The 22,186-nt window shown below is 60.7% G+C and carries 17 protein-coding genes and 1 other RNA gene; 10 read left to right on the plus strand and 8 right to left on the minus strand.

What is annotated here, in order from left to right:
- Positions 1-5: 5 nt before the first annotated feature.
- On the plus strand, positions 6-1,328 hold the full coding sequence (gene phoR / locus RAN89_RS10085) for a phosphate regulon sensor histidine kinase PhoR (protein ID WP_313866203.1): 1,323 nt from the start codon (positions 6-8) through the stop codon (positions 1,326-1,328).
- Positions 1,329-1,356: 28 nt separating this feature from the next.
- Here the strand turns inward: phoR and RAN89_RS10090 are convergent, their stop codons facing one another.
- The 4 genes from RAN89_RS10090 to trxA form a co-directional block, all read right to left on the minus strand.
- Entirely contained in the window at positions 1,357-3,060 is a 1,704-nt protein-coding gene (locus RAN89_RS10090; protein ID WP_313866204.1) for a hypothetical protein, read from the minus strand.
- A gap of 95 nt (positions 3,061-3,155) precedes the next feature.
- Positions 3,156-3,413 (minus strand): type B 50S ribosomal protein L31, encoded by a 258-nt coding sequence (locus tag RAN89_RS10095; protein WP_066705893.1) that lies wholly within the window; start codon positions 3,411-3,413, stop codon positions 3,156-3,158.
- 109 nt (positions 3,414-3,522) lie between these two features.
- A complete protein-coding gene (rho, locus tag RAN89_RS10100; RefSeq protein WP_087497082.1) occupies positions 3,523-4,788 on the minus strand; it encodes a transcription termination factor Rho in 1,266 nt (421 codons plus the stop codon).
- Between the two features lie 220 nt (positions 4,789-5,008).
- A complete protein-coding gene (trxA, locus tag RAN89_RS10105) occupies positions 5,009-5,341 on the minus strand; it encodes a thioredoxin TrxA (protein ID WP_087497083.1) in 333 nt (110 codons plus the stop codon).
- A gap of 157 nt (positions 5,342-5,498) precedes the next feature.
- On the opposite strand from trxA, the gene RAN89_RS10110 reads away from it, so the two are divergent.
- Genes RAN89_RS10110 through RAN89_RS10120 form a run of 3 tightly spaced genes read left to right on the plus strand, consistent with a single transcriptional unit; the run spans position 5,499 to position 12,733 of the window.
- A complete protein-coding gene (locus RAN89_RS10110) occupies positions 5,499-8,054 on the plus strand; it encodes a PD-(D/E)XK nuclease family protein (RefSeq protein WP_313866205.1) in 2,556 nt (851 codons plus the stop codon).
- Positions 8,051-11,419 (plus strand): UvrD-helicase domain-containing protein, encoded by a 3,369-nt coding sequence (locus tag RAN89_RS10115; RefSeq protein ID WP_313866206.1) that lies wholly within the window; start codon positions 8,051-8,053, stop codon positions 11,417-11,419. The genes RAN89_RS10110 and RAN89_RS10115 overlap by 4 nt, the downstream gene beginning before the upstream one ends.
- A 3-nt stretch (positions 11,420-11,422) precedes the next feature.
- Complete coding sequence (locus tag RAN89_RS10120; RefSeq protein WP_428984505.1) at positions 11,423-12,733, plus strand: TIGR03862 family flavoprotein; 1,311 nt, start codon at positions 11,423-11,425, stop codon at positions 12,731-12,733.
- Positions 12,734-12,800: 67 nt separating this feature from the next.
- Here RAN89_RS10120 and RAN89_RS10125 read toward each other — a convergent pair whose 3' ends face one another.
- Both RAN89_RS10125 and ffs read right to left on the minus strand, forming a co-directional pair.
- A complete protein-coding gene (locus RAN89_RS10125) occupies positions 12,801-14,741 on the minus strand; it encodes a sensor domain-containing diguanylate cyclase (RefSeq protein WP_313866208.1) in 1,941 nt (646 codons plus the stop codon).
- A gap of 19 nt (positions 14,742-14,760) precedes the next feature.
- Positions 14,761-14,856, minus strand: an RNA gene (ffs, locus tag RAN89_RS10130) — signal recognition particle sRNA small type.
- Between the two features lie 40 nt (positions 14,857-14,896).
- On the opposite strand from ffs, the gene dnaX reads away from it, so the two are divergent.
- The 4 genes from dnaX to RAN89_RS10150 are packed head-to-tail and all read left to right on the plus strand — an operon-like array spanning position 14,897 to position 18,402.
- Complete coding sequence (dnaX, locus tag RAN89_RS10135) at positions 14,897-16,957, plus strand: DNA polymerase III subunit gamma/tau (RefSeq protein ID WP_313866209.1); 2,061 nt, start codon at positions 14,897-14,899, stop codon at positions 16,955-16,957.
- Between the two features lie 46 nt (positions 16,958-17,003).
- Complete coding sequence (locus RAN89_RS10140) at positions 17,004-17,336, plus strand: YbaB/EbfC family nucleoid-associated protein (protein WP_087497087.1); 333 nt, start codon at positions 17,004-17,006, stop codon at positions 17,334-17,336.
- Between the two features lie 22 nt (positions 17,337-17,358).
- Entirely contained in the window at positions 17,359-17,949 is a 591-nt protein-coding gene (recR, locus tag RAN89_RS10145; protein ID WP_313866210.1) for a recombination mediator RecR, read from the plus strand.
- A gap of 39 nt (positions 17,950-17,988) precedes the next feature.
- Positions 17,989-18,402, plus strand: a complete 414-nt coding sequence (locus tag RAN89_RS10150; RefSeq protein WP_087497457.1) for an MAPEG family protein — start codon at positions 17,989-17,991, stop codon at positions 18,400-18,402.
- 45 nt (positions 18,403-18,447) lie between these two features.
- Here the strand turns inward: RAN89_RS10150 and RAN89_RS10155 are convergent, their stop codons facing one another.
- Both RAN89_RS10155 and gloB read right to left on the minus strand, forming a co-directional pair.
- Positions 18,448-20,148, minus strand: a complete 1,701-nt coding sequence (locus RAN89_RS10155; RefSeq protein ID WP_313866211.1) for a transglycosylase SLT domain-containing protein — start codon at positions 20,146-20,148, stop codon at positions 18,448-18,450.
- Positions 20,145-20,915: a hydroxyacylglutathione hydrolase gene (gloB, locus tag RAN89_RS10160; protein WP_313866212.1), complete on the minus strand. Its 771-nt coding sequence runs from the start codon at positions 20,913-20,915 to the stop codon at positions 20,145-20,147. Before gloB ends, RAN89_RS10155 begins: the two co-directional genes overlap by 4 nt.
- On the opposite strand from gloB, the gene RAN89_RS10165 reads away from it, so the two are divergent.
- Both RAN89_RS10165 and rnhA read left to right on the plus strand, forming a co-directional pair.
- Positions 20,914-21,696, plus strand: coding sequence for a class I SAM-dependent methyltransferase (locus RAN89_RS10165; protein WP_313866213.1), 783 nt, complete (start codon positions 20,914-20,916; stop codon positions 21,694-21,696). The two genes, gloB and RAN89_RS10165, sit on opposite strands and share 2 nt — an antisense overlap.
- Positions 21,697-21,721: 25 nt before the next feature.
- Entirely contained in the window at positions 21,722-22,177 is a 456-nt protein-coding gene (gene rnhA / locus RAN89_RS10170; RefSeq protein ID WP_087497459.1) for a ribonuclease HI, read from the plus strand.
- The last annotated feature ends 9 nt before the right edge of the window (positions 22,178-22,186 follow it).

Genomic DNA, 22,186 nt, shown 5'->3' on the forward strand with positions numbered 1-22,186 from the left:
CACGAATGTTTTTTCGAGTTCTGTCGTTCCTGCTTTTGCAGGCGCTGGGGGCTGTCCTCGGCTATCTGCTTGCCGGTAAGTATTCTCCCGTCTGGGGTGCTGTGGTCGGCATTCTTGTGGGCAGTTATTTCTGGTTGTTGATCGATGCGGTGCGTGGTGCGAAGCTCATGCGCTGGCTGCAGTCGGGCGAGTCCACGGAGTTGACCCTCGGGTATGGTTTTTGGAATGAGGTGGCAGACCGCACGCGCCGTCAGATGCGTTCCCGTGAGCGTCGCGTGGCCGAAGGAGAAACCAAGCTCCAGGATTTTTTGGCTGCGCTGCAAGCCTCTCCGAACGGTGTTGTTCTGCTGGATGCAAACGGTCGCATCGAATGGTTTAACCAGATGGCTGGGCAGCATTTCGGCTTTGATGCACGTCGTGACATGCTTCAGCACTTCGGGAATCTGGTTCGTGATCCTGGTTTCGCCACCTATTACTCCGGTCAGGATTTCTCACAAGGCCTGGTGATGCCGGGTCGCGAAAGCACAGGTTCGAAGCCTGTGCGCTTGTCCGTGCACCTGCATCCCTACGGGGAGGGGCGCAACCTCTTGCTGTCCCGTGACATTACGGCCTTGGAGCAGGCGGAGGCCATGCGCAGGGATTTCGTGGCCAATGTGTCTCACGAAATCCGTACGCCCTTGACGGTGCTCGCTGGTTTTGTTGAAACCCTGCAGACGCTTCCCCTGGATGAGTCGGAGCGGCAGAGCTACTTGAACTTGATGTCCCAGCAAGCGTCGCGCATGCAGAGTCTGGTCAACGACTTGTTGACGCTTTCCCGCTTGGAGGGGAGCCCTGCGCCTTCAGGCTCAGATCTCGTGGACATGGTGCAGCTGTTGCAGCAGTGCAAACAGGAAGCCCACAACCTGTCGTCGTTGGTCTGGGGCAAGCCGCAGGACATTCAGTTTCTGGTGTCGGATGCCGTGGCAGTTACCGGTTCACCGTCTGAGTTGCACAGTGCGGTTTTCAATTTGATCGGCAATGCCATCCGTTACACACCGGCAGATAAGAGTATCCGGGTCCATTGGCATAAAACGGCTGAAGGCGAAGGCGAACTTTCGGTCCAAGATACGGGGCCGGGAATCGCGCCTGAACATATACCTCGCTTGACCGAGCGGTTTTACCGGGTCGACAGAAGCCGTTCGAGGGATACGGGGGGGACAGGCCTGGGTCTTGCTATCGTCAAACACGTGGCACAGCGCCATGGTGCTGAATTGCTGATTGAAAGCATTCCCGGACGGGGTTCTACCTTCACGCTGCGGTTCAGGGCGGCACGCGTCCGTCCTCAATAGGTCCGAGGTTCGCCAAGGTTCCGGGCGTTTAGCGGCGCTTCATGATCCAGAACATTTCCGAGTTGGCCACAGGGTGCTGCACCAAAGTGTGCGGTGCCCATACCGATCGGTCGACGATGGATGAAATTTCGGAGTTGGCTCCCGGTTCGGTCAGCAGCCATTCGCATGCTGCGGCTTCACTGGCAGGGCGCAGGTTGAGCTGACCATACCACTGGAGCGCCGCAATTTGCGCGGTATCGAGGTTCAGCACTTGGGCACATTGGTCACGGGCAACAATTTGTGTCGCTTGCCGCACCATAGTGCGCGCGCTTTGCGCATAGTCCAGCAAGGGCATCCACAAGGTCATCAACAATAGCCAGCACAGCGACGCTCCGCTAGCGGGAAGCACCAGGCTTTTCCAGATCGCTGCGCGATGACGTCCCGCCCGCCACCGAACCAACCATCCCCAGGCCAAAGTGGCACCCAATGCAAACAAGAAGGGCAGTATCTGGAAGCTCGCCTCATAGCCCGGCGCCAAACGGGTCACGTTCGCTGCCGGCTGGGGCGGGGTACCAGTTTGCATCGCAATCCAAACGACCCAGATGATCACTCCACACCCTGTAAAGAACAGCAAGGTGAACCAGTCGATCAATGCCGCAACTTGTCTGCGTAGGGTAGGCAATGCAAAGGCAGCCATGGCTGAGAAAGCGGGGAGTGCCAATAGCAAAGTCCGATCCGGAGCTCCTGAGAGCAGCATGGTGCCTACGCTGGTCACGATAAACCAGGATGGCAACGAGAGGTGCCGGCTGATGTTCAGATTGAACAGTTGCTTGCGCCAACGCCAGACACTGTAAAGCGCCAAGGGCCAGGCAGGCCATGTGAACCAGAGCAGCAATTGGATGTGTCCATTCCAATAGGCCCAAGTCAGGGCGGGCCACTCCACCTTCCAACTCCAAAGTCCCAGCTTCCAAGCAAAGACGGCAGTGATGACGGAGACCGTCGCGAGGCCTATGGCTTCGAGGGTGATGTAGCTTTTGACTGCGTCATTTCCTGCACCCGTGCGTTTGTCCATGGCGTGAATGCAAGCGCCGCCCAGCCCGAACATTAGTGACAGGGCAGGTGCCCCGCTCAAAGCCAATCCGGCTAGTCCCAAGACTGCACTGACGCAGGGTGCGGTGCGGTGGTAGGGAAGTGCGCTGAGCGCATAAAACAGGAGCGCGCTGAATCCCAGTTGCGCGAGTGCAGGTGTGGTTTCGTGTCCGAGTTGCGCCAGACCCAGGGATGCCAAAAATGCCAATAGGCCTCCATCTGCCATGGCACGCGCATAGTCGGTAGGTTTGGCTTCTCCGCCGAACGCGAAAGCGACTGGCTGGGCTGCAGGAGTGCGCGCGAGGTAGTAGCTGCCGTACCAAGTTCCGACAAAAGCCAATGTCAACAAGAGCGCAAAGGGAACCCGAACCCAGAAGTCTGCCGGCCATCCTGCTGGTGTCCAATTCAAGACCAAGGCTCCAATCCAATAAGGGAGGAGTGCAGGGAATTCCGGCTTGATGCCGAGTAGCGTCGGATGGATCCAGGATGCGTCCCCGCGTGCGAGCGCTGCCATGAATCCCAGAGCGCTCAAGTCGGCTGTCCGCCATGCATCACGACCGATAAAGCCTGCACCGATAAAGGCCAGACACAACAGAATCAGTGCGGGACGCGGGAGTCGCCTGACAGAGGCTTGCGCAACGATGGCGGGGTTCGGTAGGTTCACGCGGATCAGTCGGGAAACAGGTTTAAATCAAAAAAAAAGCAGCCCGGGATTCCGTGCTGCTTTTATACCAACCCAGGCCGGAGCCTGAACTGAGCTTACTTCGCTGCGGTCTTGCCGAAACGGTTGCGGAATTTTTCCACGCGTCCGCCCATGTTGTCCACCGACTTTTGGGTGCCGGTGTAGAAGGGGTGGGATTCGCTGGTGGTATCCAACTTGAAGAGTGGCAGCTCGCGGCCGTCTTCCATCTTGATCATTTCCTTGGTGTTGGCGCAAGAACGTGTCACGAACTTGAAGCCGTTGGACATGTCCTGGAAGCAAACTTCGCGGTAGTTGGGGTGAATGCCTTCTTTCATACTCTTCTCCATCAGTTGCGCTAGCCGCGCCGGTCCTTGCGCAAACCCTGCGCAATATAAAAACTCGGCGTACTTGTCGCGAAAACCCTAAATTATAGCTTAGTCCGTATCAGCCGCCCCGACGCATCATGTCGAAGAACTCGCTGTTGTTCTTGGTGGCACGCATTTGCTTGAGCACCATTTCCATGGATTCGATCTCGTCCATGTTGTAGAGGAACTGGCGCAGGATGCGGGTCTTTTGCAGAATTTCCGGCTGAAGCAGCAATTCTTCGCGGCGGGTGCCACTGCGGTTCAGCTGGATAGACGGGAATATCCGCTTTTCGTACAGGCGACGGTCCAGATGCACTTCGCTGTTGCCGGTGCCCTTGAACTCTTCAAAAATCACTTCGTCCATACGGCTGCCGGTATCCACCAGTGCGGTTGCAATGATGGTCAGTGAGCCGCCTTCTTCGACGTTACGGGCCGCACCCAGGAAGCGTTTGGGGCGCTGCAACGCATTCGCATCCACACCACCGGTCAACACTTTTCCGGAAGATGGAACCACGTTGTTGTAAGCCCGGGCCAGACGGGTGATGGAGTCCAGCAGGATCACCACGTCTTTTTTGAGCTCTACCAGGCGCTTCGCTCGCTCGATCACCATTTCGGCAACGTGCACGTGACGCGCTGCGGGTTCGTCGAAGGTGGAGGCAATCACCTCACCTTTGACGGTGCGCTGCATTTCGGTCACTTCTTCGGGGCGCTCATCAACCAGCAGCACCATCATGTGGCTGTCGGGGTAGTTGGCGGAAATGGCGTGAGCGATGTGCTGCATCATCACGGTCTTGCCACTCTTGGGTGGTGCAACCAACAAAGCACGTTGGCCCTTACCGATGGGCGCAATGATGTCAATCACGCGGCCGGTGATGTTTTCGTCGGTCTTGAGGCCATCTTGCTCCAAGCGCATTTGCACCTTGGGGAACAAGGGGGTCAAGTTTTCAAACATGACCTTGTGCTTGTTGCCTTCGGGCGGACCGCCGTTCACCTTGTCCAACTTGTTCAGCGCAAAGTAACGTTCGCCGTCTTTCGGTGTGCGGACTTCACCTTCAATCATGTCCCCGGTGTGCAGGTTGAAGCGGCGCACCTGGCTGGGGCTGATATAGATGTCGTCCGTGCTGGCGGTGTAGCTGGTGTCGGGGCTACGCAGGAAGCCGAAACCGTCCGGCAGGATTTCCAGCACGCCGTCAGCAATGATCTGCTCGCCGGCACGGGCCCGTTTCTTGATGATGGCGAACATCAGCTCCTGCTTGCGCATGCGGCCGGTGTTTTCAATCTCAAGTTCTTCTGCTTGCTTGAGCACTTCGGACACGTGCAGTGCTTTGAGTTCGTTTAAATGCATGGAGTGGGTCCCGTCAGGGCGTTAACCGGAAATCGGCAAGGAAACCAGGGTTGGTTCGAAAAATTCAGGGGAGTGGGGGTTGAGGCAAGACCGTGTGCTTGGCCTCGGTGTCCTGAGCCTGATCTGGCTGACCGCCTTCAATCCGGCGGGTGAACACAAATATTATGACAGGAAATTGCGACCGTGCTGCAGTGTCACGGTCGCAGGAGTGAAAGGCGGATCAGGCCAGTTGCTGGTCGATGAAGGCCGTCAGTTGCGCTTTGCTCAGTGCGCCTACCTTGGTAGCAGCCAATTGACCGTCCTTGAACAACATCAATGTGGGGATACCGCGGATACCGAACTTGGCTGGAATGTCGCGGTTTTCGTCCACGTTCATCTTGGCGATCTGCAACTTGCCCTCGTAGGTAGCAGACACCTCGTCCAGAATGGGCGCGATCATTTTGCAGGGGCCGCACCACTCAGCCCAGTAGTCCACCAGGATGGGTTGCGCAGACTGCAATACATCGGCTTCAAATGTGGCGTCGGTGACGTGTTTGATGAGTTCGCTGGCCATGGAGTTTCCTTTGGAAGAGTGCTAATGCAGCTAAAGTTGCGGCATTGTGACAGAAACCAAGTCCCCCCACGACGCCCCGCAAACTATCACCGGCATAGCCAAAAGCGATGCAGCCCGGGGGCTGCGGGCCTTCTCGTATGCGGCAAGTCATCCCGCCATGGCCTTATGGTCCGCACCCGGTATCGGGCTCGTTCACCGACTGCAGGCGTGGATGACGCAGTCTGGAGCCCACCCCGGCCGCACCCTGGTGTTGCTGCCCTATGCCCAACTACTGCCCTTGGCACGCAGGGTGTGGTCGGATCTGCATCCGCAGGGTTTTTCTCCCAGGTTTGAAACCACCTCGAATTGGCTGGCATCCATGTCCGCGCGGAGGCTCCAGGCTACCGACATCAGCCAGGACATGGCTCTGGACACGCTGACAGCCCAACAACTGCTGGCCCAGGCAGGCATGGGAGCTGAATCTTCACTCGCGGGCCTGCTGGCAGAAGCTGCTCAGCAACTCGCACCTTGGGCAGCGGCTGCAGGTCCCCAGGGGCGCGGGGAATGGGCCTCGCAGGCGCGCGCTGGCGTGTCGGCGGGCATGGAAAGCCAAGCGCTTGCTTGGGAGGCCCGGGTCGCCCGGATCGCTGTGGAGTGGGCGGCGGTGTCTTCCTATTCCACCGATGTGTTGTTTGACAGTGATGCATTGGAACCATGGGATGCCGTGGCTTTGGTGCAAGGCTTGGTGTCCGACCCGGTATCCACCGCCCTGAAGGCGCATTGGGGCAGCAAGGCAGAGCTATTCCGGTTGGACAGCCAAGAGCCTGAGGTAGGCGCCGCTTTGAAACTGGAGTTGGACCACCTGCATTTTCATGCCTGTGCCGATGCCGAAGACGAAGCCCAGCGGGCGGCTGCCTGTGCCATCGCCCATGTGGCGGCTGATCGCTATCCCTTGGCGCTGGTGTCTTCGGACCGCGCACTGACGCGGCGGGTGCGGGCCATGCTGGAGTCTGCAGGTATTGCCATGCGGGATGAGAACGGCTGGAAGCTCTCCACCAGCCGGGCCGGAGCGGCGCTGATGGCCTTGCTGCGGGCTGCCGTCTGGAACGCCAGCACGGATGCCGTGTTAAATGCGTTCAAGCAGGCTCCAGCCTTTGCTGCGGACCTTCAGGCTTTGGAACAAGCTTTGCGCAAAGAGCAGGTACGCGATTGGCGCCATGTATCCGGCTGCAAACCCGTCAAGGACTCAGAGGCTTTGCGCGCCATGTGTGTCCGTATCGATCAGGTGCGCACTGAGTTGAGTGGCAGCCGCCCCTTGCCCGTATGGCTGGCGCGCATGCAAGCGGTGTTGCAGACTTGCGGTTGGTGGGAGCCTTTACAGGCGGATGAGGCTGGAGCCATGGCGCTGGGTGCACTGCAGCTGACCCAGCCGGAGCCACAAGTCTGGGCAGACTATGTGGACGCAGCCTTGTGGGCCGGCACCCGTATGGACTTGAGCGCCTTTTCGTCCTGGGTGAATCAGGTGCTCGAAGCCCACAGCTTCCAACCCGCCTATCCGGATGAGGAACAAGTCGTCATTCTGCCCATGAGCCAGATGCTGGCCCGGCCTTTTGCGGCCGTGGTGCTGGCCGGCTGCGACGAGGTGCGTTTGAATCCGTCCCCCGAGCCATCAGGCATTTGGACTCCCGCGCAGCGTGCGGCATTGGGCATGCCCTCACGCAAAGAGTTGGAGGCGCGCTTGCGCGCATCCTGGCGCCAGGCCTTGCAGGCGCCAGCGGTCGAGGTACTGTGGCGCAGCAGTGACGACACCGGTGAACACATCGCGGCCAGCCCGCTGGTGCAGTGGTTGCGCCTGCAGCCGGGCGCGCAAGAGGCGCTGGCGAGTGATCCACGCACATCCAGGCAGGTCATGCCCGCGCCTGTGCTCCCGCCTACGCCGCATGGTGACCGATTGTCGGTGCGCCAGTTGTCGGCCAGTGCTTACGAAGATTTGCGCACTTGCCCCTACCGCTTTTTTGCGCTTCGGCAACTCGGTCTCAAGACGGTGGACGAGTTGGAGTCCGATGTGGACAAGCGGGACTTCGGGCTCTGGCTGCATGCGGTGCTGCAGGAATTTCACACCGCTTTGCAGACAGAGTCTTTGAGCGGCCTTGAGCCGCGCAGCACCTTGTTGGAGGCTTGCGCAAACTCGGTGACCGCCTCCATGGGTTTGCCCGATGGAGAGTTTTTGCCCTTCGCCGCAGCTTGGCCTCATGTGCGCGACGGCTACTTGCAGTGGCTGGAAAAGCACGAGGCCCAGGGCTGGACCTATGCCAGTGGCGAAACCGCGCACACCCAGACTGTGGGCAGCGTCATGCTGATGGGTCGCATAGACCGCACGGACACCGGCACCGGCGGAGCTGTCATGGTGCTGGACTACAAAACCGAGCCTGCCGCCAAAACCAAAGAGCGGGTCAAAAACCCGCTGGAAGACACCCAGATTGCCTTTTACGCTGCGCTGTTGCCCCACGACACCTTGCAGGCCGCCTACATCAATGTGGGCGAGCGGGACGGGACTGTGCCCGTAGAGCAAAAAGACATTGTGCTGGCCCGTGACGCCTTGGTGGAAGGCATCATCTCTGACATGGCCCGACTCGCGGCCGGAGAGCCCTTGCCTGCGCTGGGGGATGGCGTGGCATGTGACTACTGCCAGGCGCGTGGCTTGTGCCGCAAAGATTTCTGGAGCGCGCCATGAGTGCCGTGCACGACACCGCCGCCTACGAGGTAAACGGCCGCCACGTAGCAAGGGCCGAGTTTTATGCCATCGCCTGCGACCCCCGCCGCAGCGTGGCGGTGGAGGCCTGTGCCGGTGCCGGCAAGACCTGGATGCTGGTGTCTCGCATGGTGCGCGCCTTGCTTGATGGCGCAGCGCCGCATGAGATTCTGGCCATCACCTTCACCAAAAAAGCGGCCGGTGAAATGCGCGAGCGCCTCTATGACTGGCTGCGAAGCTATGCCCACGCAGATGACGCCAGCTTGCGCCGCGAGCTGCAGCTGCGCGGTGTGCAGGGCGAGCCCGGCACAGAGCAGCTGGCCAAGCTGCGCGGCTTGCATGAGGCTTTGCTGCTTGCTGGCCGGCCGGTGCAGGTGCGCACCTTCCACAGCTGGTTTGCGGCGCTGTTGCGTAGCGCGCCGCTGGGCATGTTGCACCAGCTGGGCTTGCCCACGCAGTACGAGCTGCTGGAGAACGATGCCAAGGCCATCGCCCAGGTGTGGCGCCGCTTTCACACCCGCATTGCCCAGGATGCGGCGGCCCGCGCTGACTATCTGGAGGCGGTAGGCGTCTACGGGCGCCACGGCACGCTCAAGGCGCTGGAAGCCGCTATCTACAAGCGCACCGAGTTTGCCCTGGCTGACGAACAGGGCGTGGTCGACGCGTCGGTGTTGCATTTCACGCAGCAGTTCCCGGCCATGTCGGCGTGGTCGCAGCCCCAGGAGCGTATGTTCAGCGACGTGGCGCAACAGCTGCTCTGGGCCAGTGCCAAAGCGCTGGGCGCCAGCAGCCTGAAGACCTGCACAGAAGCAGGCTCGGAACTGGAGAAAGCGCTGACCTCACGCGATGCCACCGCGATTTTCAAAGCCCTTTTCACCGACAAAGGCACCCCTCGCAAACTGAGCGAAAAGGTGGTCGGCATTGAGACCGTGCGCGAAGCCCAGGCCTTGCTGGCCGAGACCAAAGCCGCCATGGACCAGCACCAGGCCTGGCTGCACCAGCAACGCATGGCCCGCCTGAGCCGGGGCTTGCTCCAAGACTACGCCGCCCTCAAGCGCGAGCGGGGCTGGATTGACATGGGCGATCTGGAGCAGGCCGCATTGCGCCTGCTCTCGGAGGAAGAGATTTCCGGCTGGCTGCAGGAGCGCCTGGATGCACGCGTCAAGCACTTGCTGATCGACGAGTTTCAGGACACCAACCCCTTGCAATGGCAGGCCCTGAGCACCTGGTTGCAGGGCTACGGCGGCGCGGGCAACCGCCCCGGGGTGTTCATTGTGGGCGACCCCAAGCAGAGCATTTACCGCTTCCGCCGCGCTGAACCGCAGGTCTTCCGCGCAGCCAAAGCGTTTGTGGTGGAGGGCTTGCAAGGCGATGTGCTGAGCTGCGACCACACGCGGCGCAATGCGCAGGCCATCATCAGCGTGGTGAACACGGCCATGCAGGCCGCGCAGGATGCCGGTGAGTTTGAAGACTTCCGGCAGCACACCTCCGAGTCGGTGGACGCCGGCTCGGTGTGGAAGCTGCCACGCATCGAGCGCACCGCCAAACCCGAAGAAGATGGGTCTGAGGAAATGGGCTGGCGCGACAGCCTGACCACGCCTCGCCACGAGTCCGAAGACACCCTCAAAACCCTGGAGTGCCGGCAGGCCGCCCTGTGGTTGGCCGGGCAGCTCAGCGGGCGCGGCGGGCACTTGCGGCCGCAAGACATCATGGTGCTGGCCCGCAAGCGCGAACGCTTGACGCTGATGCAGCAAGAGCTGGCGGCACTGCGCATTCCGGCCCAGCAGCCTGAGAAAAACGAGTTGGGCGAGATGCCCGAAGTGCAAGACCTCGTGGCCTTGCTCGATGTGCTGGTGTCGCCCGCGCACGACCTGTCACTGGCGCGTGCGCTCAAGTCGCCTTTGTTTGGTGCGAGCGATGAAGATCTGGTGGACTTGAGCCTCTTGCACCAGACAGCCCGCCGCCAGGCACGCGCGGCAGACCCCGAAGCGCTCGTACCCGGCTGGTTGGCGGTGTTGTGTGAGTTCGCCGCCGCCGACCCGGACGTGGAGGGCGGCTTGCCCCTGAACCCGCGCATGCTGTCGGCAGCCCGGTCCCTCACACGCTGGCAGGGCTGGGTACAGAGCTTGCCTGTGCACGATGCACTGAGCGCCATCTATGACGACGGTGACGTGTTGGCCCGCTTCGCCGCCGCCAGCCCGGCGGTGCTGCGGGAGAGTGTCTTGGCCAATGTGCGCGCGTTGCTCAATGCCGCCTTGCAGGTGGACGGCGGGCGTTACAGCACCGCCTACACCCTGGTACGCGCGCTGCGTGCCGGCGGCATTCCCGCGCCGGTGCGGGCCGACGCAGGCGCGGTGCGCCTGCTCACCATCCACGGCGCCAAGGGGCTGGAGGCGCCGCTGGTGATATTGCTGGACACTGATGCCGAAGGTACCCGGCCCGAATCCATGGGCGTGCTCGTGGATTGGCCGGGCGAGGCTGCTTACCCCCGCAAGTTTGTGTTTCTGGCCAGCGAGTCCCGCCCACCTGCCTGTGTGGTGGATACCCTTGCTTTGGAGCAAACCGCCCGCGCGCGGGAGGAACTCAATGCTTTGTATGTAGCGCTCACCCGTACCCAGTCCACCCTGGTGCTCTCCAGCACCGCGCCCCACCGCGAGCGCGAGGGCAGCTGGTGGAAGCGCTTGCAGGAGCTTGCGGCAGACATTGCGCCTTCCACGGCTCTCGAGGGGGTAGACAGTGCGGAGTCGACCGAATCGGACACTGCTGAGCCCTTCGCTTTGTGGGTGCTCCCCACTGAAGGTTTGAAGAGAAAAGTGCCTCTAGCGCCCATGGAATATGCGCGAGCAGCTTCTGAATTAATAGCGGTTGCTGAGCGGGAAAGTTTGGAGTCCCGTATCGGCCAAGCCATGCACCGCTTGCTGGAATGGCTGCCGCTGCGCGAGGGCCAGGTACCAGACGCAGATGCATGGACGCCTGAGCAGTGTGCGCGGGCTGCACGCACTTTTTCGCTCACCGAAGCGCAGATGCAGCAAGCCCAGCGCATGGCGCAAGGCATACTCGGTGGGGACGGCGCGTGGGCGTGGCGGCGCAGCGCATTGGCGTGGCATGCCAACGAAGTCGCATTGACCCACGGTGGCAGAACGCTGCGCCTGGATCGCTTGGTGCAGCGCCGCGACACTGCAGCGTGGTGGGTGCTGGACTTCAAGTCCTCGGCCAGCCCGCAAGACCAGCCCGAACTGTGCGCCCAACTCCGTGAATACCGCGCCGCGCTGACCCTGATTTATCCGGGGGAGGCTGTGCACACCGCTTTCCTGACGCCGCAAGGCCGTTTGATTGAAATTTTGTGATGGATTCCTTTGACTGATCTGCCTACCTCTCCCCGTTCTGAATCCCAAGCCTTGCAGGTGGACGTTGCCATTGTGGGCGGCGGCCCTGCCGGACTCATGGCTGCCCAAGTGCTGTGCGATGCCGGTTTGACCGTGCACCTGTTCGACGCCATGCCCTCGGTGGGCCGCAAGTTTTTGCTGGCCGGCAAGGGTGGCCTGAACCTCACCCACTCCGAAGGCGCCGACACGTTCGCCGGCCGCTATGGCGAACGGCGCAGCGCCATCGAGACCTTGCTAACCGGGCTGGATTCCACCGCGCTGCGTGAATGGGCCCACGGCCTGGGAGTGGAAACCTTTGTGGGCAGTTCGGGCCGGGTGTTTCCCAAAGACATGAAAGCGGCGCCTTTGTTGCGCGCCTGGTTGCACCGCTTGCGCCACCCTGCAGCAGGCGGCGGGGTGCAGTTCCACATGCGCCATCGCTGGACAGGTTGGGCGCAGGGCACATCCGCCGAGCCGGGCCAACAAGCGCTGGTGTTCGACACGCCTACCGGTCCGGTCGTGGTGCAAGCCCGCGCTGTGGTGCTGGCGCTGGGTGGCGGCAGTTGGGCGCGCCTGGGGTCGAACGGCGCCTGGGTGCCTTTGCTGGCAGCCCGTGGCGTAGCCGTGGCACCTTTGGTGCCGGCCAATTGCGGTTTCGATGTGCAGGGCGGGTGGTCGCCGTTTTTCAACGCAAAGTTTGCCGGCCAGCCTTTCAAGTCGGTGGCACTCAGCTTTACCAATTCGCAGGGCGTGGTGTTCTCGCGCAAGGGCGAGTTTGTGGCCACGCAGGGCGGTGTGGAAGGCAGCTTGATATACGCGGCATCGGCCTTGCTGCGCGACGACATCGTGCGCCATGGCAGCGCTACTTTCCATTTGGATTTGTTGCCCGACATGCCCACTGAGAAGGTACTGGCCGAAGTGCGCCACCCGCGTGGCAGCCGCAGCCTGTCCAGCCACCTCAAGAGCCGCTTGCATCTGGACGGCATCAAAAGTGCCATTCTTTACGAGTGCCTGGGCAAAGAGGCAGTGAACGATCCCGAGAAACTGGCCGCAGCCATCAAGGCACTACCCGTCACGCTGCAAGCGGCACGCCCGATTGACGAGGCCATCAGCAGTGCGGGGGGGGTGTTGTTTGAGGTGCTGACGCCTCAGCTCATGCTGGAGCAGGTGCCCGGTGTGTTCTGCGCCGGCGAAATGCTGGACTGGGAAGCCCCTACCGGCGGCTACCTGTTGCAGGCCTGTTTTGCCAGTGGCAAGCAGGCTGGACGGGGTGCGCTCGATTATCTGCGTTCTTGATTAAATCGCCTTGCGGCGCTCGTCGAATATGCGCAGGATGCTCCTGAATCGATAGCACTACGGCCTTTCAGGCCGGCAGCGCATTGCTGGTCACACCGGCGAGTCGCGGCGCTGCGGCACGCACGCAGTTGCGTCCACCATGCTTGGCTTCATAGAGGGCCTTGTCCGCATCGCCTACAAACTGGGACGGTGTGAACTGCATGTCCGGTATGGCGCTGGCCACACCGATGCTGGCGGTGAATCGCAAGGTGCGACCTTCAAACACCACTTCCAAGCCGGCAATATCTGCCCGGAATTCGTCCGCCAAATCCAGGGCGTCGCCCAGCGTGCTGTTGATCAATAGCACGGCAAATTCCTCGCCACCGTAGCGGGCCAGCAGATCACCGGCGCGCTGCACTTTTTGCCGCATGTAGTCTGCCAAGGTCCTCAGGCAGGCGTCCCCTGCGGGGTGGCCATAGGTGTCGTTGATGGCCTTGAAATGGTCAATGTCCAGCAGCAACAAGGCCAGAGGTTGCTTGAGCCGGCTCGCGCGCTTGTGCTCGGTGACCAGGGACTGGTCGAAGAAAGCGCGGTTGCCGACCTGGGTCAAACTGTCGGTCATGGACAAACGCTGTAACTGATCATTGGCCAGCCGGAGTTGATCCATGGCGGCATGGAGTTCGTTGGTGCGGGCTTGGACGCGGTTTTCCAGCTCGCGGTTGGCATCTGCGGTCGCCTGCAGCATGGCCTGTTGCGAGGCCCGCGCTTTTTTGGCGTGGGCCAGCGCCACGGCCTGGGCGTTGATGCGCAAGCTCCGGTCGGTGTTGATCCGGTCCGCGAGCGTGAAAGACAGAAGCACGACCAGGGACAAAATGCCGATTTGCGATGCGTTGTCCACCCAAAAGTTCGCAGGCAACCAGCCGAACTTGCTCGCGGTCAAAACGCTGACTCCGACGAATACCGCAGTCCAGGAGAGGCAATAGAACCGCGCAAAGCGTGCACCCAACCACCAGCGCCAGTACCCTATCGACAAGGCAGCGCACGACACCACCAGAATGAAGGCCGAGGTGGCCCGGATGATCCACACATAAGGCAGCACAAACGAGCCGAGCATCAGCCCGGCACTGACCAGCGCCATGCCCTGCATGAGCCGATGGGCAGGCGGCGAAAACCGGTACAACTTGAGGAAGTTGTCAGCAAACAGGCTGGCAGACAGGCAGGCCCATGCGATGGAGAAGGGCACTGCCACGCTGTTCCATCGGATGGCCTCCGGCCAGGCGAGCGCGAAGGCATAGCCATTCAAGGTGGCCCAGAACATCAGGTAACTTGCGACGAAGCTGATGTAGTAGATGTAGTTCGCGTCCCGGGTGGAGAGGTACACAAACAGGTTGTAAACAATCATCACCAGCAGCATCCCGAACACGGCACCAGCCAGCAGGTTTTCTTTGGAGGCAGCCTCATAAAAGGCAGCAGGCTGCCAGAGTCGCAAAGGAGCTTCCACGGTGCCGGTGGAGGCGATCCGCAGTACGACTTGATTGCGCCCGGGTTCCAGATTCAGGGGCATGACAAAGTTCTGGTGCTGCATCACCCTTTGGACAAAGGGCTGCTCGTCGCCCAGCGAATAGCGGGTGATGATGCGGCCATCCACGAAGTGGAACAAGCGCACGTCGTCCAGAAAAGGGCGGGGGAGTTCGATGAAACGCGTCACCGGCTTGCCGGTCTGGTTGTCGAGCGCGAAGCGGAACCAGTAAGCGTTGTTGGTAAAGCCGAAGTTGGGGCTGGTGCGGGCTACCGGCATCCAGGGCTGGCCATCGGCCATGACCTGGTTGACTTGCAGTTGACGGGTGTCGTCCTGCAGGTAAGCGATGCGGGCTCCAATGTCGGTGTGCGCGACATTCTCGGCATGGATGGCGATAACGGGAAAAGTGGCAGACGCGCTACTGCCTTGGGCGCCTGCAGACCCACTCAGTACCAGACACAGGGCCAGCGCCCAACGCATGAAACCCAGAACCATAACGAAGTGGCGCACTGAGAGGGGGAAGTTGTTAGTTGACGAGCCTGACCCCGGCACTGGCTCCACAGTTAGGGCTGCTTGGTTCCCCACCTGACCCGGTTGGCCGCTTCACCATGCGGGAAGGCCCGTCAGCATCTATTGTACCCCTGACTAGCCCGTAGAATCCCCGCATGTCCTATCTCGTGCTCGCCCGCAAGTACCGCCCCCGCTTTTTTCAAGAAATGGTGGGGCAGGACCACGTGGTGCAAGCCCTGACCAACGCACTGACGACCCAGCGCCTGCACCATGCTTATTTGTTCACTGGTACGCGCGGCGTAGGCAAGACCACCGTCTCGCGCATTCTGGCCAAGTCGCTGAACTGCCAGGGCGTGGACGGGCAAGGTGGCATTACGGCGACGCCCTGTGGCGTGTGCCAGGCCTGCACCGATATTGATAGTGGCCGCTTTGTGGACTACACCGAGCTCGATGCCGCCTCCAACCGGGGCGTGGATGAAGTGCAGGCCTTGCTCGAGCAGGCCGTTTACAAGCCGGTGCAGGGACGCTTCAAGGTCTTCATGATCGACGAGGTGCACATGCTCACCAACACCGCCTTCAACGCCATGTTGAAGACGCTGGAAGAGCCACCCGAGTACCTGAAATTTGTGCTCGCCACCACCGACCCGCAGAAGGTGCCGGTTACCGTGCTTTCGCGCTGTCTTCAGTTCAACCTACGACCCATGGCGCCGGAAACCATCCGCGAGCACCTGACCAAAGTGCTGGACGTGGAGCAGGTAAGCGCCGAAGCCCAAGCCCTGCGTTTGTTGGCACGTGCCGCACGCGGCTCCATGCGCGACGCCCTGAGCCTGACCGACCAGGCGATTGCTTTCGGTTCCGGCCAGTTGCAAGAGGCCACCGTGCGTCAAATGTTGGGCAGTGTGGATCGCTCGTATGTATTCCGGCTGATTGAGGCGCTCGCCGCAGGCGATGGCAAAACGGTGGTCGATACCGCTGAGGCCTTGCGCCTCAATGGCTTGAGCGCTGCCTCCACGCTGGAAGAAATGTCCACCGTGCTGCAGCGCATGGCTGTGGCGCAAGCAGTAGGGCAGGGCGCATTGGATGAGGGTGACCCCGAAGCGGTGGATACAGCCCGCCTGGCTGCCGCCATGCCTGCGGATGAAACCCAGTTGCTGTACAGCATCTGCCTGCATGGCCGCGCAGACTTGGGGCTGGCGCCGGATGAATACGCGGCACTCACCATGGTGTTGCTTCGCTTGTTGGCGTTCAAGCCCGCGGCTGAAAAAAAAACTCTAGCGATTCCTGAGCGACAGCAAGTCGCGGATCATGTCGCGGATCCTGTTGCGGTTTCCGTCGCTCCCGCGAGCGCAGTTGCGCAGGGTTCTGTGGCATCCAGCCCTCTTTCTGCGCCTCAGCCTGCACCTGCACCTGCGCCCTCCGTGGCTGCTGGGACAGTCCATGGGGCTGTTGGATCTGTCGCGCCCAAAGCGGTCCAACCCTGGGAAGACGCCCCGGCAGCCTCGCCCGTGGCCGCGTCTCCCGCTCCTGCAGCTGCCGCACCGCAAAACTTCCCGCCCGTGGTGCCACCGGGCCAGGTCTTGGCGGTGCGCGAAAGCGGTCCGGTGCATGTGCCTGAAAGAGCGGAAGAGGATGACGTCATGGTGGCGGATGACCCTGTAGACGATGCGTTTGAGGCGCCCTGGGTCGACGACATCGACGAAGATTACGAATCCAATGTGCCGCTAGCGCCCATCGTGTCTGCGCCGACAGCTACCAAAATCGTAGCAATTCCGGTGCAGGAGTTGCAGGAAAGTGCCATCGATGAACCCTTGTCGGCTACCGGCTTTGAGCCCACCGAAGAGGGCGACTTCTGGCACCAGACGGTCACGCAGCTGATTGAGACGGAAGCCATTACCGCTATGGTGCGCGTGCTGGCCCTGCAGTCTCAACTGATCGCGCGGGATACCGACCAATGGCTGTTGCGTCTGGAGCGCGAATCCTTGAACCAACCCAGCACCCGCGAACGCTTGACCAATGCCTTGCATGCTGCAGGGTATCCGGTGCAGCTTGCCATTGAAGTGGGGCGGGTGGTGGACAGCCCAGCCCGCCGCAATGCCGCGGCTTCGGCCGAAAAACAGCAGGCTGCGGAGCGGATAATTCTGGAAGCCCCTTTTGTTCAAGCCATGATGCGGGACTTCGGCGCGAAAATCGTGCCCGGATCCATCAAGCCCCTGTGACGGGCGATCACCTTTTTCTTTTCTCTCACCTCTCTTAAGGAAGACCATGTTCAACAAAGGACAACTCGCGGGCCTCATGAAGCAAGCCCAGGCCATGCAGGACAACATGAAGAAAGCCCAGGACGAGTTGGGCAACATCGAAGTCACCGGTGAGTCCGGTGCCGGCCTGGTCAAGGTCACCATGACCTGCAAACACGACGTCAAGCGCGTAGCCATCGACCCCAGCCTGCTGGCCGATGACAAAGACATGCTCGAAGACCTGGTGGCTGCTGCCTTCAACGCCGCAGTACGCAAAGCGGAAGAAACTTCGGCTGAAAAAATGGGCAAGATCACCGCTGGCATGCCAGGCTTGCCCGGTGGCATGAAGTTCCCGTTCTGAACACGGCCCATAGCCATTTGCCATGTCTGACACCAACGCGCTCGACACGCTGATCCAGGCCCTGCGGGGCCTGCCGGGCGTGGGTGTCAAGTCGGCACAGCGCATGGCATTTCATTTGCTGCAGCACGACCGGCCTGCGGCGCAGTTTCTGTCCCGCGCGCTCCAGCAGGCGGCAGACACGGTGCACCACTGTGAGCGTTGCCACACTTTTACGCAGGATGCGGTGTGCTCCACCTGCCTGGATGAGCGGCGTGATCGCAGCCAGCTCTGCGTGGTGGAAACACCGGCCGACCAGAGTGCCATGGAGCGCACCGGAGCTTACAAGGGTTTGTACTTTGTGCTGATGGGCAAGCTCAGCCCCTTGGACGGGGTGGGACCGAACGACTTGGGCTTCAAGAAGCTGTTTGACCGTGCATGTGATGGTGTGGTCCAAGAAGTCATTCTGGCGACCAATTTCACGGCCGAAGGTGAGGCCACGGCGTATGTCATTGCCGAGGGACTCAAGGCACGGGGCTTGCGTCCGACCCGGCTGGCGCGTGGCGTGCCGGTGGGCAGTGAGCTGGAGTATGTGGACCTGGGCACCATCGCCCATGCCTTGGTCGATCGCCGTTAGGTGTTTTCTGATTACTTTTTATTGAAAGACAGTTTGTTCATGCAATACGCCCACTTCACCGTCGCTTATTGGTGTGTCCTGATTGCGGCGATATTGCCGATCGTGTGTGCCGGTATCGCCAAGTCCGGCCGTATTGGCGTGCCGCGCAAGCAAGGGGGTTACGACAACGTGAATCCCCGCGAATGGCTGGCCCGTCAAACGGACTGGCGTGCCCGCGCCAATGGTGCACAGGCCAACAGCTTCGAAGCGTTGCCGTTCTTCATCGGGGCGGTGATCATTGCGCATCAGCTGGGCGCCCCGCAAGCGCGTCTGGATGTGTTGGCTTTCCTGTTCATCGTCCTGCGCCTGCTGTACATCATGATGTACGTCTCGGGCATGGCCAACGTCCGCTCAGCGGTTTGGTTTGCAGGCTTTCTGGCAAACGTCGCCATTTTGTTGGTGGGCTACCGTTAACCGACATTGATGGCAAAAGCAAAAAAGGGCGCTGTGCGCCCTTTTTTATTTCTCTTTCTTTTTGCTCTCTTTGGCGTGCTTCTCGGTTTTTCCGGAGGCTGCGGATTTACTGCCGGATTTGCTCGTTTTGCCTTCGGCTTTGGTGCCGCCGGATTTGCTTTTGGCCTGACTGTCCTTTGCAGCTTTGCCTTTGGCCGTGCTGGCAGACTTGGCTGTCCCGCCAGTCTTCGGGCTTGACGATGCTGCGACTTTGGCGTGGGCCGGGAGAAAAAGCACCACGGTCTGCCCGGGCTTGAATCCGGCAGAGGTGCTGACTTTGTTCCACTCCGCCACGTTGGCGGCCGTAGTCTTGTATTTGCGGGCGATGCTGGCGACCGTCTCGCCACGTCCAGCTTTCACCGTGCTGCGCTTGAGCACCACTTCAGGCGCCAAGGAGAGCTGGCTGTTGTCTGCCACTTTCTCGGTAACGTCCGGCATGTGGTTACTGCGGGGAACCAACAATGTCGAACCAGCGCGCACTACCACGCGGGGAGGGATGTTGTTCATGCTGCGCAAGTCCGCTTCACTCATCCCTACCTTTTTGGCGACCTCTGCCGGTCGCATGGTGGTGGGCACCACCCATGCCGTCCAGCTGGCCAAACGACCGCTATAGCTCTCGAGGTTGGACTGGAATACCTCTGCGTTGTCCCATGGCAACAAAATTTGAGGTGTCCCGGCGGCCAGGATCACGGGCCGGTTGAGGGACGGATTCAGCGCCTTGAAATCGTCCAAGCCCACTTCGGCCAGTTTGGCGGCCAGAGCCACGTCTATATCGCGCCGGATCGTGACGCTTTGGAAGTAAGGGTGGTTTTCAATCAGCGGCAGCTTCGAGCTGTACTTGCCCGGGTTGGACACGATGTTTTTCACGGCTTGCAGCTTGGGCACGTAAAAACGCGTCTCCATCGGCATGTTCAAGTCGTTGTAGCTGGTGGGGAGTCCCGCCTTGGAGTTCTTGGCAATTGCGCGAGACACACTTCCCTCGCCCCAGTTGTAAGCCGCGAGTGCGAGATGCCAGTCTCCGAACATTCTGTAAAGCTTTTGCAGGTAGTCGAGGGCCGCGCGCGTGGAGGCCAGCACATCGCGTCGATCGTCCCTGAATGTGTTTTGTTTGAGTTCGAAATACTTGCCGGTAGCAGGCATGAACTGCCACATGCCCGCTGCTTTGGCACTGGAAACTGCCTGCGGGTTGAACGCACTTTCAATGAAGGGCAGCAGGGCCAGTTCGGTGGGCATGTTGCGTACCTCCAGCTCCTCAACAATGTGGAATAGGTACTTTTTGGACCGCTCGGTCATCCGGAAAATGTAGTCCGGGCGTGAGGAATACCACTGTTCGCGGTCCCGCACCAGGTCGTTTTCCAAATCATTCATGGCGTAACCACGCCGTATGCGCTCCCACAAATCAGCAGGTGGCGCAATGGCCGCCACATTGCGGGAGCCCTGGGCCATTTCAATGGCGGTCAGTGGCACGGATTCCCCGCGCGCTGTGGTGGCTGACGGTGGCACAGGTTTGGGCCGCGCTATTTCACGGCTGGGGCGCAGGTTCAAACTGTCGGCGTCGGTGACCGCAGGCTTGGCAGCCGTAGCGTTGGGGCTGGTGGTGGCGACTCCGGGCGGTGTGTTCTCTGCCGGCATCGGGGAATTCATGGTCCCCGCACAGCCGGTCAACAGCACCAGCAGACCTGCGGTGGCAATGTGAAATAGATTCATTGAAAGTTGTTTTTCCATTGGCGCAGGGTGGCAAACACGCCTGCGGCTGCAACACCTGCCGCATCGTGCGACTGAACTGCGTCAGCCACACTGCTCAGGTGAGTGCGTAAAAAAGGATTGATATTGCGCTCCAACAACATGTTGGAGGGAAGGGTTGGTGTGCTGTTGGCGCGCAGGGAGCGGCAATGCATGTCGTAATCCGCCAGCGCTTGATTGCTGGGTTCCACGGCGAGTGCGAATTTCAAATTGCTCAGGGTGTATTCGTGGGTGCAGCACACGCGGGTGTCGTCCGGAAGGCTCGACAATTTGTGGAGAGAGTCCAACATCTGGGCAGGTGTTCCCTCAAAAAGCCGTCCGCACCCCGCACTGAAAAGGGTATCTCCACAAAACAGCAGGGGTTTGGCGGCTGCTGGCGCTGCATAAAAAGCGATATGTCCTGCAGTGTGTCCGGGCACATCGATCACAGTGAAATCCCAGCCCAAGGCATGTACCCGATCGCCCTCCATCAAGCGAGTGATCGGCTCTGGCATATTTTCATGAGCCGGACCATACACCGACGCTCCAGTGGCTTCGCGCAAAATGGGCACACCCCCTGTGTGATCGCCATGGTGGTGCGTGACTAAAATGGTGTGCAGTGTCAGGGACTCGCGTTCCAGGGCTTCAAGCACCGGTCGCGCCTCCCCGGGATCGACCACCAGAGCTTCTTGCCCGTTGTGCAACATCCATATGTAGTTGTCAGTCAATGCGGGCAGTGGTAGTAACGTCATGAGCGACCAAATTATAGGTTTGCAGGAATGGTTCCAATCCCCCGCAGGTGCTTACCTGCTGGAATGGGAGCAGGCCCAGCTGGATGAAGCGGTAGCCGACCTGTTCGGTTACCACGCGCTTCAGTTGGGAGTGCCTGAACTGCAGGCCCTGCGCACCAACCGCATGCCGCACCGGTGGTTCACCATTCAGGAGTCCGCAGAGCAGGCCGGCAAGCAATGTGCTGTCGTGGATTTCTACACGGACTTTACCGCCTTGCCTTTCCCCGCGAACAGCATGGACTTGCTGGTGCTGCCCCATGCGTTGGAATTCAGCCCCGATCCGCATGCGGCGCTGCGCGAGGTTGAGCGGGTGTTGGTACCCGAGGGCAAGGCAGTGATCTGCGGATTGAATCCCGCCAGTTTATGGGGTTGGCGACAACGGCGCAGCCGCTGGTACCAGCGCTTGGGGTGGGGGCGGGTGTTCTTGCCGGGCTGGGGCGACCTGATTGGCTATTGGCGGTTGAGGGATTGGCTGCGATTACTGAGCTTTGAGGTGGAAGCCGGGCGCTTCGGTTGCTACCGGCCTGCCGTTGACTCCCCGGAATGGTTGCACCGCTTTGCGTGGCTGGACCGGATAGGGGGGCGGTGGTGGCCCATTTTTGGCGCGGCCTATTTTGTGGTTGCCACCAAGCGGGTCCGAGGCATGCGATTGCTGGGCGGTGCCTGGAAAGCAGCAGCCAAACGCAGCGCAGCCGCAGTCCCTGTGACTCAACAGACCCACAAGACCCGGAACGAAAACTAAATAAGGACAGTGTGTGACAGAAGTGTTGACAAAAGTGGTGGTGTACACCGACGGTGCTTGCAAAGGTAACCCCGGACCTGGTGGATGGGGCGTGTTGTTGCGCTCTGCCGATGGCACAGAAAAAGAGCTATTCGGAGGCGAACTGGGGACCACCAACAACCGGATGGAAATGATGGCGGTGATAGAGGCCTTGTCTGCATTGAAACGGCCGTGCCAGATCACCTTGCACATAGACAGTCAGTACGTGCTAAAAGGCATCACCGAGTGGCTGCAAGGATGGAAGGCCAAGGGCTGGAAGACGGCCTCCAAGCAGCCTGTCAAAAATGTGGACTTGTGGCAGCGTCTCGACGCCTTGGTCAGCGGTGCCGGCCACACCATCGATTGGCGCTGGGTGAAAGGTCATGCGGGTGACCCCGGCAATGAACGGGCCGACGGGTTGGCTAATCGCGGTGTGGAGTTGGCATTGCGTCAACGCGCTTGAGTGCAGACC

Origin of the sequence: Rhodoferax mekongensis, from assembly GCF_032191775.1 — a bacterium.
In the GTDB taxonomy this organism is placed as follows: domain Bacteria; phylum Pseudomonadota; class Gammaproteobacteria; order Burkholderiales; family Burkholderiaceae_C; genus Allorhodoferax; species Allorhodoferax mekongensis.